The 14178-nt window shown below is 72.2% G+C and carries 15 protein-coding genes; 3 read left to right on the top strand and 12 right to left on the bottom strand.

Annotation, left to right across the window (positions count from 1 at the left end; genetic code table 11):
• Nucleotides 1-109 precede the first annotated feature (109 nt).
• From KZJ41_RS08725 to KZJ41_RS08700, 6 genes are all read right to left on the bottom strand, one after another.
• The gene (locus tag KZJ41_RS08725) at nt 110-1375 is read right to left on the bottom strand and encodes an acyl-CoA dehydrogenase family protein (protein WP_251550451.1); all 1266 of its coding nucleotides are present in this window, start codon (nt 1373-1375) and stop codon (nt 110-112) included.
• Nucleotides 1376-1506: 131 nt separating this feature from the next.
• Entirely contained in the window at nt 1507-1704 is a 198-nt protein-coding gene (locus KZJ41_RS08720) for a tautomerase family protein (protein ID WP_006933877.1), read from the bottom strand.
• Nucleotides 1705-1706: 2 nt separating this feature from the next.
• A complete protein-coding gene (locus KZJ41_RS08715) occupies nt 1707-2495 on the bottom strand; it encodes a 2-keto-4-pentenoate hydratase (protein WP_006933875.1) in 789 nt (262 codons plus the stop codon).
• Nucleotides 2492-3286, bottom strand: a complete 795-nt coding sequence (locus tag KZJ41_RS08710; RefSeq protein WP_006933873.1) for a 2-keto-4-pentenoate hydratase — start codon at nt 3284-3286, stop codon at nt 2492-2494. The genes KZJ41_RS08715 and KZJ41_RS08710 overlap by 4 nt, the downstream gene beginning before the upstream one ends.
• Nucleotides 3287-3331: 45 nt before the next feature.
• Nucleotides 3332-4159, bottom strand: a complete 828-nt coding sequence (locus tag KZJ41_RS08705) for an IclR family transcriptional regulator (protein WP_065922837.1) — start codon at nt 4157-4159, stop codon at nt 3332-3334.
• Between the two features lie 212 nt (nt 4160-4371).
• Nucleotides 4372-5262: a LysR family transcriptional regulator gene (locus tag KZJ41_RS08700; protein WP_029542302.1), complete on the bottom strand. Its 891-nt coding sequence runs from the start codon at nt 5260-5262 to the stop codon at nt 4372-4374.
• Nucleotides 5263-5357: 95 nt separating this feature from the next.
• Between KZJ41_RS08700 and KZJ41_RS08695 the strand changes: the two genes are divergently transcribed.
• Nucleotides 5358-6002, top strand: a complete 645-nt coding sequence (locus tag KZJ41_RS08695; protein ID WP_065922838.1) for a LysE family translocator — start codon at nt 5358-5360, stop codon at nt 6000-6002.
• Nucleotides 6003-6005: 3 nt separating this feature from the next.
• On the opposite strand, the gene KZJ41_RS08690 is transcribed toward KZJ41_RS08695, so the two are convergent.
• A complete protein-coding gene (locus KZJ41_RS08690; RefSeq protein ID WP_065922839.1) occupies nt 6006-7322 on the bottom strand; it encodes an MFS transporter in 1317 nt (438 codons plus the stop codon).
• Nucleotides 7323-7379: 57 nt separating this feature from the next.
• Nucleotides 7380-7850, bottom strand: coding sequence for a VOC family protein (locus tag KZJ41_RS08685; protein ID WP_043799220.1), 471 nt, complete (start codon nt 7848-7850; stop codon nt 7380-7382).
• Between the two features lie 149 nt (nt 7851-7999).
• Here KZJ41_RS08685 and KZJ41_RS08680 point away from each other — a divergent pair, with 149 nt between their 5' ends.
• Nucleotides 8000-8173 carry a hypothetical protein gene (locus tag KZJ41_RS08680; RefSeq protein WP_006933860.1) on the top strand — a complete coding sequence of 58 codons (174 nt, stop codon included), beginning with the start codon at nt 8000-8002 and terminating at the stop codon, nt 8171-8173.
• A 14-nt stretch (nt 8174-8187) separates the two neighbouring features.
• On the opposite strand, the gene xylB is transcribed toward KZJ41_RS08680, so the two are convergent.
• From xylB to KZJ41_RS08660, 4 genes are read right to left on the bottom strand one after another with little or no spacing between them, the layout of a single operon-like run.
• On the bottom strand, nt 8188-9597 hold the full coding sequence (gene xylB, locus KZJ41_RS08675) for a xylulokinase (RefSeq protein ID WP_006933858.1): 1410 nt from the start codon (nt 9595-9597) through the stop codon (nt 8188-8190).
• A complete protein-coding gene (locus tag KZJ41_RS08670; protein WP_006933855.1) occupies nt 9594-10520 on the bottom strand; it encodes a carbohydrate kinase in 927 nt (308 codons plus the stop codon). The genes xylB and KZJ41_RS08670 overlap by 4 nt, the downstream gene beginning before the upstream one ends.
• Nucleotides 10517-11989, bottom strand: a complete 1473-nt coding sequence (locus KZJ41_RS08665; RefSeq protein ID WP_006933853.1) for a mannitol dehydrogenase family protein — start codon at nt 11987-11989, stop codon at nt 10517-10519. The genes KZJ41_RS08670 and KZJ41_RS08665 overlap by 4 nt, the downstream gene beginning before the upstream one ends.
• An 11-nt stretch (nt 11990-12000) precedes the next feature.
• On the bottom strand, nt 12001-13017 hold the full coding sequence (locus KZJ41_RS08660) for an NAD(P)-dependent alcohol dehydrogenase (protein WP_006933851.1): 1017 nt from the start codon (nt 13015-13017) through the stop codon (nt 12001-12003).
• 116 nt (nt 13018-13133) lie between these two features.
• Here KZJ41_RS08660 and KZJ41_RS08655 point away from each other — a divergent pair, with 116 nt between their 5' ends.
• Nucleotides 13134-14138, top strand: coding sequence for a sugar-binding transcriptional regulator (locus tag KZJ41_RS08655; RefSeq protein ID WP_006933848.1), 1005 nt, complete (start codon nt 13134-13136; stop codon nt 14136-14138).
• Nucleotides 14139-14178: the final 40 nt, after the last annotated feature.

Raw genomic sequence — 14178 nt, 5'->3', positions numbered from 1 at the left:
GGACCGCGTGCACCGCGCGTCCGCAGTCCCGCGAGAACCGTTCGTCCCGTTGCCTCGCCGGAGATCGACGACCGTCCCGCGCTCCGAATGATGTGCGGAGAATGTTCCGTTATCCGGTGTGATCGCGTCCGAAGATCTGTCGTGCGAGGACCCATCGCTGGATCTCGTTGGCGCCCTCGTAGATCTCACCGATCTTGCTGTCCCGGTATATCGCCTCGACCGGTCCTTCGGTGTCGTCGGCTCCGAGGGACTGCACGAATCCGAGTCCGCCGAACGCCTGCACGGCATCCCGGGCGATGCGCGCCGCCAGGTCGGTGCCGCGCAGCTTCGCCATCGCCGCTTCGGGCTCGGGAAAATGTTCCCCGGTGTCGAGCCGAAGAGCCGCTTTCAGGTACAGGCTGCGGGCGGCCTCGAGATCCGCCGCGTAGTCGGCCATCACGAACTGCCAGTGCTGTTTGGAAGCCAGCGAACCACCGAACGCGTGCCGCGACTTCAGATGCGCGACGGTGCGGTCGAAGGCGGCCTGCGCCATGCCGACGCCGGCGGCGCCGATTCCGATGCGGCCGTACGTGAGTGTCCGGAGCGCGACGCGCAGGCCGCCGCCGACCCGCCCGAGCACCGCTTCCGGTCCGAGCCGAACACGGTCGAGGATCACGTCGGCCGTGATCTGCCCGCGGTTGCCGAGTTTGCGGTCGGGTGTGCCGACGGTGACGCCCGGTGCGCTGGTGGGAACGATGAAGGTGGTGAGGCTGTCGCCGGTCCGGGCGAGCACGACGACGACGCCGGCGACGACCGAATTGGTGATCCACCGCTTGCGGCCGGTGAGTACCCACCCGTCGCCGTCCGGGCTCGCGACGGTCTGCACCGCTTCGGGAGAGAGATCGCTCGACGCACCGGGCTCACTCGTCGCGAACGACCCGACGATCTCCCCGTCGACGACGGGACGCAGCCATCGGTGCCGTTGCTCCTCGGTGCCCTGGTCCAGTGCCGTGCCGGCGAGGATGCAATGGACGTCGTAGATGGCGGCGACACTGTTGGAGTAGTACGCCAGTTCCTCGACGGCCACCGCGGTGGCCGTGGCGCGATGCGTGAGTCCGTCGCCACCGACGTCCGCGGTGAAGGGAATGCGGAACAGACCGTTCGAGGCCATGGCCTCGAACGCGTCCCGCGGGAACCCGTCGAGGCGCTCGTCCCCGCCGGCGATCCGGCCGGCGATCGGCGCGACGGCCCGGGTGGCGAAGTCCCGGACGCGGTCGCGCACCTGTCGCACCTCCGGTCGCGACAGCAGGTCGTGGTACATCCGGTCCGCCACCCGTTCGCAGCCGGGCTCGGGCTCGGCAACCAGGGTCAGGGCGCGCTGTCGGTTCGACGTCATCGGGTTCTCCGGGGGATACAGGGGATGGTGTCTCCCTTGTGTATCCCGCGGCCCCGCCCCGATCCGGTCCGATCACGATGCTCGACTTCGTCGCCGGCGGGCGTTGTCGCAGTTCGGGATATCCGGACCGTTCAGGCCCGTGTCTCACGCTCGGCGATCGTCACATCACCCGCCGCGAAGTGTGTCTTCGGCGTCTCCCGCAGCACCACCCGGATGTTGGGCAGCGGCGCGTCCAGGGCCCGGTGCGCCGCCTGGGTCAGTTCGTGGATCAGCCTCCGGAGCTCGTCCGGGCTGCGCCCCTCCGCGATCGTCACGTCGATGAACGGCATCGTCAGCCTCCCGCGACGGTGACGGTGCCGAGGGTGGTGAAGTGCGCGGCGATGCGCGCCCCCGGCTGCACCGGCACCGCGTCGGTCATGCCGCCGGTGAGCACCACCCACCCTGCCTCGATGGCGAGTCCCCGCTCGGCCAGGGTGTTCGCGGCGAAGGCCAGCGCCTCCGCGGGATGTCCGTGCACCGCGGCGCCCGTCGCCGAGTCCACCACCTCGCCGTCGACCTCGAGCAGGCACGCCTCGAGGGCGAGATCGAGATCCTCCGGCGCACGGCCGACCGGACCGGTCACGTACCGTCCGGACGAGTTGTTGTCCGCGACGGCGTCCATCATCGAGAACTGGTAGCCGGAGAACCGGCTGTCGATGATCTCGATCGCGCCGACCACGTGCTCCACCGCGGCCAGCGCGGTCGCGGCCGAGACCCCGGGTCCCTCGAGCCTGCGGCCCATGACGAACGCGATCTCCGGCTCCGCGCGGGCGTGGATCATCTTCTCGCGCGGGACAGGCTCGCCGATCGGCAGGATCATCCGGTCCGTGAGCCACGCGGTGGACGGCGAGTCCACGCCCACCTGCCGTTGCTTCGCCTTCGACGTGACCCCGAGCTTCACGCCGGTGAGCCGCTCGCCGCGGGCGAGCCGCATGCGCAACGCGATGTCCTGCGCGGCGTACGCGGTCCCCAGGTCCAGTCCGTCCCATTCCGCGAGGATCGACGTCTGCGGGGTCGCGGTGTCCTCCGCACGCAGCAGCACGTCGGCGACGCGGGCCGCGCTCCACAACTGGTCGCTCATTTCTCGTCCTTTCCTCCGAGCACGGCGGTGACGCTGCCGAGCCCGCTGATGTTCGCCACGACGGAGTCGCCCGCCGCCACCGGGAACGCCCTGGTCATGGAACCTGGAAGCACCACATGCCCCGGTTCGAGGGTGACCCCGAGCGGGCCGACCGTGTTGGCCAGCCACACCAGTGCGTTGAGCGGGGACCCGAGCACGGCTCCGCCTGCTCCCGTCGCGGTGAGTTCACCGCCTATGTGGAGCGTGCATCCGATCAGCCTCAGGTCGACGTCGCCGAGGGAGACCGGCCGGCTCCCCAGGATCACCCCGCCGGAGGAGGCATTGTCCGCGATGGTGTCGAAGATGCCGATCTTCCAGTCCCGGATCCGCGAGTCGACGATCTCGAGTGCGGGCAGCACGAAGTCCACGGCCCGCGCGGCTTCGGCGGCGGTGACGCCCGGACCGGCCAGCGGCCGGCCGAGCACGAACGCCACCTCGGGCTCGATCCGCGGCTGCAGGAAGCGGCCGGCGGGGATCGGCTGGTGCTCGAGGTGGAACATGCTCGCGGTCAGGTGCCCGAAATCGGGTTGATCGACGCCCATCTGCCGCTGGATCGCGCGGGAGGCCAAGCCCACCTTGTGGCCCTTGACGACATCACCGGCCAGCGTCCACTGCTCGACCTGCAGCTGTTGGATCCGGTAGGCGAGTTCGATCGACGCGTCGGGATGGTCCGGGGTGAGCGGATCGATCGGTTCCCCCGTGCGATACACCTCGAGCAGTCGGTCTGCGGCCTTGTGGGCGGCGGTGTCCATGGCTCCTCTTTTTCGCTTGTCTCGTTCGTGCGGTCGGATTCGTGGTCAGGAGGCGCGTGGGCTCGCCGCCGTCAAACCGGCGGCACCCGGGTCGTCCCGCAGGAGCACGGGACTGCAGTCGTGGGCTTCGGCGATCGCCCGGGTGATCTCGTGCGCGGCACCGACCACGGCCCGCTCGAGCTGCGGTCGCCGCTGGACGAAGCGCGTCGCGGGCACGCTCACGCTCACGGCCGCCACGACGGAACCCAGGTCGTCGCGCACCGGGGCGGCGACGCAGTGCACCTCCGAGACCGTCTCCCCGAGGTCCGCAGCGAAGCCGGCCGAGCGCACACCGGCCAGGGCGTCCAGAAGTGCCTGGGGGTTCGTGGTGGTCGACGGTGTCAGCCGCCGCAACGGGCGCGTGGCCAGATACCGGCGCACCTCGATCTCCTCGAGTTGCGCGAGCAGCACCTTGCCCACCGCCGTGGAATGCGCATCCAGGCGCGTCCCGATCCGCGCACCCTGCACGGTGATGTTGTGATTGCCGAGAATCTTGTCCACATAGAGGACGTTCCATCGATCCATGACCGCGAGATGAGTTGTCTCGCCGCACTTCTCCACCAGGCGCTCGAGGACCGGGGCGGCACAGGACCGGACGTCGACGGTGCCGCGCAGCGTCTCTCCCAGCTCCACGACGCGCCAACCGAGCCGGTAGCGTCCGCGTGCGCGGCACTGGAGCAGCCCCGTGTCGACCAGGCTCGACAGCAGGGCGTGCGCGCTCGATCGGGGAACGTCGATCGCCGCCGCGACCTCGGAGACTCCCCACTCGGGTTGCTGCACCGTGAACAGGTCCAGCACCGGTCCGATCCTCTGCACCGTCTGCAGTGACGCCACGTCCAGGTCCGTCCTTTCGGGTCGCGGCGGAGGCCTCGAATGCGCACCGCCGCCGCCGGATGCTTGTGATCTGGAACACTAGGTCCCCGGATGGCGGGCGAACATGGCTGGGAATGCACAGAAGGATGACTCCACGCGCACCGAGTGCGCACATCCCGTCGCGCGGCCTCGGGAATCGGCGCGAGACGTGCGCACTCGCGGGGCCTCGGCGGTTACGCGCCCAACGACATCCGCAGGTGCGCCACGACGTGCGCGAGGGTCGGGTCGTCGACCTGACCGGCGCGCCGGACGACGCTGACGACCCGCACGGCGCCGGGCGCGGGTATCGCCACCAGGTCCGGTCCCAGCGGCCTGCGGCCCAGTCGCGGCACCAGCGCGGCGGCGAGCCCGGCGCGCACGAAGTCCAGATGGATGTCGAAGTCACTCGACGTGCAGGTGATCCGGGGGCGCAGGCCGTGCCCGGCGAACATGGACATCAGCCATTCGTGGCACAGCGTCCCCTCGCCGGTGGACACCCAGTCCGACGACGAGAGCTGTTGCGGTGAGAGCGTTTCGCCGAGGGCCGGCGGATGGTCCGCGCGCACGATCACGTCGGCGCCGTCGTCGAGCACATGTTCGGCGACGAGGGTGTCGGGCAACACCCGCGGCAGCGACCGCCAGTGGTGCAGCACGGCGACGTCGGCCCGCCCGGTGGCCACCCTCAGGGCAGCGTCGACCGGGTCGGCCTCGACGACCCTGACGGACAGATCCGGCCGGCCCATGGTGGCCGAGGCCAGCGCCGCGGGGATGCCGGCCCGGATCGCCGTCGTGAATGCCGCCACCGTGACCGCGCCGGCGATCCGCGACGATCCCGAGACCCGGAAGAAGGCCGATTCCAGCTGCCCGAGAAGGGGTTCGGCGTCGTCGAGGAGGCGCTGGGCGGCGGGGGTGAGCACCACCCGGCGGCCCGCCGGGGCCGTGAGGGCCGCGCCGAGGCGTCGCTCGAGCCGTTTGACGCGCTGGCTGACGGCGGAGGGCGTGTATCCGAGGGCGCTCGCGGCCTCGGTGACCGTGCCGTGGTCACGCAGCGCACGCAGGGCCACGAGCCCGTCGACGTCGAGCATGTAGCAACATTACACAGAACCCTGCACAAAGCCGTGATGGACGTGCACGTTTCCGCGCGGCACTCTCGATCCTGTCCCGAACGGAAGGGGTTCCCGTGGTTTCTGCCTCCGCTGCGGCCGGGGTGGCCGTGGTCGCGCTGGGCATGGTCCTCACGCCCGGCCCGAACATGATGTACCTGACCTCCCGGTCGCTGGCGCAGGGCCGCCGGGCCGGCCTGGTGTCCCTCGCGGGTGTCGGCGCCGGGTTCCTCTGCTACCTGCTCGCCACTGCGGCCGGGCTCTCCGCCCTGTTCGCCGCGGTCCCCGTCGCCCACGATCTCCTGCGGTTCGCCGGCGCGGGCTATCTCGCGTATCTCGCATGGGGCATCCTGCGTCCCGGCGGCGGTGCACTCTTCGCCCCGGCCCCTGCGACCGAGCACTCGGCGGCGCGACTGTTCGGCATGGGCCTCGCGACGAACGTGCTCAACCCGAAGATCGCCCTGATGTATGCGGCGCTGCTGCCCCAGTTCGTCTCGCCCGTCGCCGGTCCCGAGTGGCGGCAATTACTCGTGCTCGGCGCGGTCCAGATCGGGGTGGCGCTGACGGTGAACGGGTTGATCGTGCTCGGCGCGGCAGCCGTCGCGCGCCGCGTGGCAACGCACCCGCGGGCCGTGCGGGCGCAGCGCCTCGTCACCGGCACGGCCCTCGGGGCCTTCGCCGTGGCGACGGCCTGCAGCCAGGCGCCGCCCGCACGGTCGTAGGGCTCAGGCCTCGAGCACCTGCCCCTTGCGTTCCGGCAGCGTGTAGGCGGCGACGGCGGCGACGGCGAACGCCGCCGCGAACACCCCGAAGACGAGCGGGTTGCCGCCGGCCGTGAGCAGCCCGGGCACCAGCAGCGGCGCCAGGATCGACGCGATGCGCCCGAACGCGGCCGCCGCACCGGTCCCGGCGGCCCGCACCGACGTCGGATACAGTTCCGGACCGATCGCGTACAGCGCGCCCCACGCGCCGAGGTTGAAGAACGACAACGCCATTCCGGCGGCGACGATCCGGGTGGGGGTGTCGGCGAGGCCGAACAGCCCCGCGGCCGCCGCCGAGCCGACGAGGAAACTCGCCAGGGTGGCGCGCCGCCCCCACACCTCGATCAGCCACGCGGCGACCGCGTACCCCGGCAACTGCGCGAGCGTGATGATCAGCGTGTACTCGAAGGACTTCACCAAATCGAAGCCCTGGGTGACCAGCAGGCTGGGCAGCCAGATGAAGGCCCCGTAGTACGAGAGGTTGATGCCGAACCACACCGTCCACAGGGCGACGGTCCGGCGCCGCAGCCGCGACGACCAGATCGACTCGGCCGCCGCCGGGTCGGTGCGCACCGGGCGCGACGTCTCCTCCTGGTCCGGGGGCGCGTCGACGCCGGCGGACGTCTCGAAGGACCGGACGGCCGTCTCGGCCTCGCCGTAGCGGCCACGGCTCTCGAGGTACCGGACGGATTCGGGCAGGCCGAACCGCACGACCACCGCGTACAGGGTGGGGACGATCCCCACGGCCAGCGCCCAGCGCCAGCCGTCGTCGCCGAGCGGGATCACGAAGTAGCCGATGAGGGCGGCGAGGATCCACCCGGCCGCCCAGAACGCCTCGAGCGCCACCACCATGCGGCCGCGCTGCCGACGCGGCGCGTATTCACTGACCAGGGTCGACGCCACCGGAAGTTCGGCCCCGAGACCCAAACCGACGACGAACCGCAGCACGATCAGCACCGCGACGGAGCCGGCGAGCGCGGCGGCACCGGTGGCCAGGCCGTACACCAGTAGTGTCACCGCGAACACCTGGCGCCGGCCGATCCGGTCGGCGAGCAGGCCGCCGAGCGCGGCGCCGACGGCCATCCCGACGAAGCCGATCGAACCGATCCACGACAACTGGGTCGTGCTCAGGCCCCACTGCACCGCCAGGGCGGCCATCACGAACGAGATGAGCCCGACGTCCATGGCGTCGAGCGCCCAGCCCACACCGGAGCCGAGCAGCAGCCTGCCGTGTTTGCGGGTGAACGGGAGCTCGTCGAGCCGCTCGGTGCGCGTGGTCATCGACCGAAAGCTATCACCGCCACCGCGGTGATAGCTGGGCTCGGCCGCCGCGCCGGTTCAGCCGCGGGCGGCGTCCTCGAGCGGCGCGATCTCGATCTTGCGCATCTGCAACATCGCCTCGGTGATGCGCCGTCCCACCTCGGGGTCGGTGTCGGAGAGCAGCTCGTAGAGCCGCCGCGGCACCACCTGCCAGGACAGCCCGAAGCGGTCCTTCAGCCAGCCGCACTGGCTCTCCTCCCCGCCCTCGGTGAGGGCGTTCCAGTAGTGGTCGACCTCGTCCTGGTCGGCGCAGTCGATCTGGAGCGACACCGCCTCGGAGAACGAGAACTCCGGGCCGCCGTTGAACGCGACGTAGCGCTGGCCGTCGAGTTCGAAGTCGACGGCCATGACGGTGCCGGCCGGCTTGGGGCCGGCGTCCTGGTAGTAGGTGGTGCCCAGGATGCGGGAGTCGGGGAACACACTGGTGTAGAACTTGGCCGCGTCCTCGGCCTCGGTGTCGAACCACAGGAACGGGGTGATCTTCGGCATCGTCTTCTCCTTGCTCGGGTGGATGACGGCACTGCCCTCGGTGTCACAGATATCGACCCGAGACGGAACCGGAACTCATCGCGGTCGCGAACCGGTGCATGCCCGGGCGATCATGAACTGGTTTCGATACCCGTCGGAAGGAGACGCTCATGCGGACGTCGGCTCGCATCACCACGGCAGTTCTCGGCGCCACAGTCCTGTCGGCGCTCGCGCCCGGCACGGCCCTCGCCGACACCACCGACGAGGGCTCGAGCGTGATCGGGTCCGTCGAGATCTTCTCCTGGCTGATCGACTTCCTGGCCAGTGCCTTCGGCCTGTCCTGAGCAGGCCACCCGCGTCAGCTGCAACGGATCGTGTCCTCGGTCAGGTCGCGGACCTCCGCGTACCGGGCGCGCACGGCCGGCATCGGGTCGGTCTCGTAACGCTGCACGGCACCACCCTGCCACCGCGGTGGTTCCGCACCGCCGTCGAGCACCCACGCCGCCTGGCGGGCCGCGCCGACGGCGACGTACTCGCCCGGCTCGGGCACCTCGACCGGGACCCCGAGCACGCCGGGCGCGACCTCGCGCAGCGCGCGGGAACGGGCGCCGCCACCGACGAGCAGCACCCGTCGCACCGGCACGCCCTGCGCGGTGATGTGGTCGAGGCCGTCCGCGAGCGAGCACAGCAGCCCCTCCACGGCCGCGCGCGCCAGGTGCTCCCGCGTCGAATTCGTCAGGCGCAGGCCGTGGATCGCGCCGGTCGCGCCGGGGCGGTTGGGGGTGCGCTCGCCCTCGAGGTACGGCACCATCACGAGCCCGCCGGCGCCGGGCGGGGCCGACAACGCGAGCCGTGACAGTTCGTCGTGGTCGACGCCGAGCAGCGCGGCGGTGGCGTCGAGGACCCGCGCCGCGTTGAGGGTGCACACGAGCGGCAGGTGGCGGCCGGTGGCGTCGGCGAAGCCGGCGACCAGCCCGTCGGGGTCGCGGGTGGAGGTGACCGAGACCGCCGAGACCACGCCCGACGTGCCGACGGAGACGATCACGTCGCCCTCGCGCGCACCGAGGGCGAGGGCGGCGGCGGCGTTGTCCCCGGCGCCGGGTCCCAGCGCGGCGCCCCGGCTCGTCTCCCCGACCTGTTCGGCCGGTCCGGCCACCCGGGGCAGCAGGGGCCGCCGGCCGCGCAACGCCAGTTCGAGCAGGTCGGTGCGATAGGCGTCGTCGGCGGCGCTGTAATAGCCGGTGCCGCTGGCGTCGCTGCGGTCGGTGATCAGCGCACCGATGTCCGATCCTCCGGCCAGCCGCCAGGTCAGCCAGTCGTGCGGCAGGCACAGCGCCGCGGTGCGGTCGGCGCGGGCGGGCTCGTGGTCGGCGAGCCAGCGGGCCTTGGCGACGGTGATCGCGGCGAGCGGGACGACGCCGACGGCGTCGGCCCACTTCTGTCCGCCCCCGAGGTCGGCGACGAGGTCGGCGGCGGCCGCGGCCGAGCGGGTGTCGTTCCACAGCAGCGCCGGGCGCACCACCGTCCCGGTCTCGTCGAGGGTCACCAGCCCGTGCTGCTGACCGCCGACCGACACCGCGGCGACGTCGGCGAGCCCGCCGGCGGCGGCGACGGCGCGGTCGAGGGCGTCCGCCCAGGCACGCGGGTCGACCTCGGTGCCGTCGGGGTGCGGGGCGCGGCCCTGCCGCACGATGCGGCCGGTGTGCGCGTCGCAGACGAGCACCTTGCAGGACTGGGTGGACGAGTCGATCCCGGCGACGAGCGTCACCACGGCTCCTTCGGGTCGGCGTCCCGCTCGTCGCGGGTGGGCAGGTCCGCGCCGGCACGCGCGACGGTGCGGGCCGCGGTGAGCGCGGCGACGTCCAGGGCCGTGCGCAGCGCGTCCGGTCCGATTCCGCGCAGGCCCTCGCGGTCGCCGAGCAGCTCCTGGGTCCACAGGGCGTCGAGCAGGCCGGCCATGAACGCGTCGCCGGCGCCGACGGTGTCGACGACCTCGACCGGGTGCGCGGCGACCTCGACGGCGCCGGACCGCGCGACGGCGACGGCACCGCCCGCACCGAGCGTCACCGCGACGAGTGCCGGCCCGAGCGCGAGCCACTCCCGCGCGACGTCGCGGGGGTCGCGGCCGGGGGCGAACCAGCGCAGGTCTTCGTCGCTGGCCTTGACGACGTCGGCGCCCGCGACGAACCGGGTGATGCGGTCGCGGGCGCGCGGGTCGTCGCCGACGAGCGCGGGCCGGACGTTCGGGTCGTAGCTGACGGTCGCGGTGGGCACGTGCCGGTCGAGCAGCGCGGCGACGGCCTCGCAGCCGGGTTCGAGCAGGGCCGCGATGGATCCGGTGTGCACGTGCCGGGCACCGGGCGTGGGACGAGGATCGGGCAGTTGCCATTCCAGGTCGAACTCGTATGTGGCGGAGCCGTTCTCGTCGAGCACGGCGGTCGCGGTCGGGGTGCGCGCCGCGGTGCTGCTGCCGGCGGCGAGCCGCACCTTCGAGGCCGCGAGGTGGCCGACGATACGGCGGCCGCGGTCGTCGTCGCCGATATGGGTGACGAACTCGACGTCGCGGCCGAGCCGGCCGAGGCCGACGGCGACATTGAGCGGGCTGCCGCCGACGTGTTCGACGGGCTCGGCCGCGCCCCGGCGGACGATGTCGACGAGCGCCTCGCCGATCACGAGGACGGGCCCGTTCACGATCCGACCTTGCTGCGCAGGGCTTGCAGGGTGGCGCGGGCCCCGACGCGGTGCAGGGACCCGAGCGCCCACAGGTAGGCCTCGACGAACCGCGGCTGATCGGCGAGATCCCCGAAGACGGACCGGTTCCCGAGGAAGGCGGTCGGCTCCTCGCGCTGGCTGCGGGCGAGGGGCCCGAGGGTGTCGGCGAGCCGGTCGACGACCTCGATGGGGTCGCCGGCCTCGTCGATGCCCTCGGCGTAGCGGGCCCAGCCGGCCACGACGGCGGCGGCCAGGCGCACCGATCCGCCCGTGGCGAGGTTCTCCCGCACCACCGGCAGCAGCCACTTCGGGATGCGGTCGGAGGATTCGGCGCACAGCCGGGCGACGGTGTCGCGGATCTCGGGATTGGCGAAGCGCTCGATCAGGGTGCGCTTGTACTGCGCGAGGTCGATGCCGGGCACGGGCCGCAGGGTGGGGGTGGCCTCGGTGTCCATGTAGTCGAGCAGGAACTCCGCGAACAGAGGGTCCTGGGCGGCCTCGTGCACGTAGCGGTAGCCGCACAGGTGGGCGAAGTAGGCCAGCGCCTGGTGGCTCGCGTTGAGCAGGCGCAGCTTCATCAACTCGTACGGCGCGACGTCGTCGACGAGTTGCACCCCGGCCTCGTCGAAGGCCGGACGGCCGCAGGAGAAGTCGTCCTCGAGCACCCACGAGGTGAACGGTTCGGAGACGACGGGCCAGCGGTCGCGGACGCCGAAGCGGGCGTCGAGTTCCGGGGCGATGTCGTCGGTCGTGACGGGGGTGATGCGGTCGACCATCGAGTTGGGGAACCGGGTGTGCTCGCGCATCCAGCCGGCGAGATCGGGGTCGACGAGTTCGGCGAAGGACGTGAAAGCCCGCCGGGCGACGGTGCCGTTGCCCTCGATGTTGTCGCACGACATGATCGTCGGCGACGGCAGCCCGCGCTCCCGGCGGCGCGCGAGCGCGGCGGTGACCAGGCCGAAGACGGTGGCCGGCGCGTCGGGGTGCTCGAGGTCGCGGCGGACGGCGGGGTCGTCGACGTCGAATTCGCCGGTGTCGTGGCGGATGTTGTAACCGCCCTCGGTGACGGTGAGCGAGACGACGCGGGTGGTGGGTGCGGCGATCAGTTCGATCACCGCCTCGGGATCGTCGGGGGCGTAGCGGTAGTCGACGATCGAACCGATCACCCGCGGTTCCCATTTGCCGTCCGGGTGGCGCAGGATCAGGGTGTAGAGGCCGTCCTGGGACGCGAGGGCGTGGCGCATGCGGCGGTCGCCGGGCATGACGCCGACGCCGCAGATGCCCCAGTTGCGGGCGCCGCGTTCGAGCAGCCGGTCGACGTACATCGCCTGATGGGCACGATGGAATCCGCCGACCCCGAAATGCACGATGCCGACGCCGATGTCGCGGCGCGAGTAGGTCGGGCCAGGGACGGGCAGGGCGTTCAGGGTGTTCTCCCCCAGGTCCACTTCGGGGCTCCTTACGTGTCGTCGCCGGGGTGCACCCGCACGACGGTCTTGATGTTGCCGGGTGTCCGGTCGGATTCGAGTGCTTCGGCCGCCCTCTCGAGCGGGAAGCGGGCGGTGACCATCGCGTCGAGGTCGACGCGGCCGGTGGCGGCGAGGGCGATCGCCGTCGGCCAGGTGTGTGCGTAACGGAAGACGCCGGTGAGGACCAGCTCGCGGTTCTGGATCAGCTGGACCGGCAGGTTCATCGTCTCGGCGCCGGAGCCGACGAGGACGACGGTGCCGGCGGGCCGGACCGCCCGCATCGCGGCGGCGACCGCGGCGGGGGCGCCGGAGGCGTCGATGTAGGCGTCGACGTGCAGGTCGCTGACGTCGTCGGTGCGCGGGTCGAGCGTGGCGGTCGCCCCGAACTTCCGGGCCAGCGCGCGCCGGTCCGCGTCGAGGTCGGTGACGACGATGTCGATGGCGCCGAACGCGCGGGCGACCTGCGCGGTGACGATCCCGATGGGGCCCGCGCCGGTGACCAGGACCCGGGAACCGGCGGTGACGCCCGCCTTGCGGACGGCGGCGATGCCCACGGACAGCGGTTCACAGAGGGCGGCGGCGTCGTCGGAGACGGTGTCGGGCACGGGGTGGGCGAATTCCGCCCCGATGGTGACGTAGTCGCAGAAGGCGCCGTCGACGGGTGGGGTGGCGTAGAACCGCATGTGCGGGCAGAGGTTGTAGCGCCCGCGCCGGGTTTCGTCGGTGGTGGGGTCGGGGCGCTGCGGCTCGATGGACACACGCTGCCCGACCCGGCCGGCGGGGACGCCGGCGCCGACCGCGGCGATCGTGCCGGCGGCCTCGTGGCCGAGGACGAGCGGGGCCTCGACGACGAATTCGCCGATGCGGCCCTCCCGGTAGTAGTGCGTGTCCGATCCGCACACGCCGACGGAGGTGACCCGGACGAGCACGTCGCCGGGTGCGGGTTCGGGGACCGGCCGTTCGCGCATCTCGATCCGTCCGGGTTCGACGAGGACGGCGGCGCGCATGCCGGCCGGGATCGACGGGGGTGTTGTGTGGGTCACATTGCCGATGCTAGCGTACTGAGCAAATGAACGCACCCATGAGCATTTGCTCACGGTGTTCCTCCGAACCAGGAGATGTCGTGACCGTCCCCCACGTGACGAACCAGCCCGCGGCCGCCGCCGCGCCGGAGGAGCTGCGCCTGGCGCTGCGCGCGGCGACGCTGTACTACCTGGACGGCCTCACCCAGGCGGAGGTCGCGACGCGCCTCGGCGTCTCCCGGCCGACCGCGGGACGCCTCGTCGCCCGGGCCCGGGCCCAGGGCCTGGTGCGCATCGAGGTGAACGTGCCGGCCAACCTGCGCGACGACCTGCACGCCGACGAGGAACGCGCCCTCGAGGAGCGCTTCGGCCTGCTCGAGGCCGTCGTCGTCGGCGACGGCGTGGACGCGGCCGGCCCGCTCGACGAGGCCGCCAGCTTCGCGGGCGTCGGACGGGCCGCCGCCGCCCTGATCAGCCGGCGGATCCGCGCGACGGACACCCTCGGATTCACGTGGGGCCCGGAGACCGTGGCCGTCGCGCAGGCCCTGCCGCCGGGCGGGGCGACCTGCGCGACGATCGTCCAGCTCGACGGCGCCGTCACCGCGTCCGACTACCAGACCGGCGCCGAGTACGTGCTCGGACGATGCGCGGAACAGTTGCAGGCCAAGATGGTCCGCCTCCCCGTTCCCCTGTACGCCGACCCCGCGACGGTCGCGTCCATGCGTGCCGACTCGATGATCTCCCGCACCCTGGACATCGGCCGCCGCGCCGACATGATGATGTTCGGCGTGGGGGCGGTGTCCACGTCGACCACCCTGTTCGAGGGCAGCTACCTCGACACCGCCATGCTCGACTCCCTCACCGACCTCGGCGCGGTCGGGGAGATCGCGGGACGGTTCTTCCACGCCGACGGCACGGCCGTCGGCGGGGACCTCGACCGTCGCGCCGTGTCGGTCTCGCTCGACGACATCCGCGCCTGCCCCGGCACGGTCCTCGTCACCGGCGGGGCCGCCAAACACCAGGCCGCGCTCGGGGCGCTGCGCGGCGGCCTGGCCACCATGCTCGTGTGCGACATCGAGTGCGCACGTTGGCTACTCGACCGATAACCCCACCGGAGAGACCGAAGAAGAGGCGACGATCGGTGAA

The organism is Rhodococcus sp. 11-3 (assembly GCF_023704055.1).
Lineage (GTDB): Bacteria > Actinomycetota > Actinomycetes > Mycobacteriales > Mycobacteriaceae > Rhodococcus > Rhodococcus aetherivorans.
This window is presented reverse-complemented; position numbering and strand designations above follow the sequence as displayed.

Excerpts from the sequence above, each read along its gene's own strand:
- KZJ41_RS08725 (WP_251550451.1), bottom strand. The coding sequence starts at position 1,375 with ATGACGTCGAACCGACAGCGCGCCCTGACCCTGGTTGCCGAGCCCGAG.
- KZJ41_RS08720 (WP_006933877.1), bottom strand. The coding sequence starts at position 1,704 with ATGCCGTTCATCGACGTGACGATCGCGGAGGGGCGCAGCCCGGACGAG.
- KZJ41_RS08715 (WP_006933875.1), bottom strand. The coding sequence starts at position 2,495 with ATGAGCGACCAGTTGTGGAGCGCGGCCCGCGTCGCCGACGTGCTGCTG.
- KZJ41_RS08710 (WP_006933873.1), bottom strand. The coding sequence starts at position 3,286 with ATGGACACCGCCGCCCACAAGGCCGCAGACCGACTGCTCGAGGTGTAT.
- KZJ41_RS08700 (WP_029542302.1), bottom strand. The coding sequence starts at position 5,262 with ATGCTCGACGTCGACGGGCTCGTGGCCCTGCGTGCGCTGCGTGACCAC.
- KZJ41_RS08690 (WP_065922839.1), bottom strand. The coding sequence starts at position 7,322 with ATGACCACGCGCACCGAGCGGCTCGACGAGCTCCCGTTCACCCGCAAA.
- KZJ41_RS08685 (WP_043799220.1), bottom strand. The coding sequence starts at position 7,850 with ATGCCGAAGATCACCCCGTTCCTGTGGTTCGACACCGAGGCCGAGGAC.
- KZJ41_RS08680 (WP_006933860.1), top strand. The coding sequence starts at position 8,000 with ATGCGGACGTCGGCTCGCATCACCACGGCAGTTCTCGGCGCCACAGTC.
- KZJ41_RS08660 (WP_006933851.1), bottom strand. The coding sequence starts at position 13,017 with ATGCGCGCCGCCGTCCTCGTCGAACCCGGACGGATCGAGATGCGCGAA.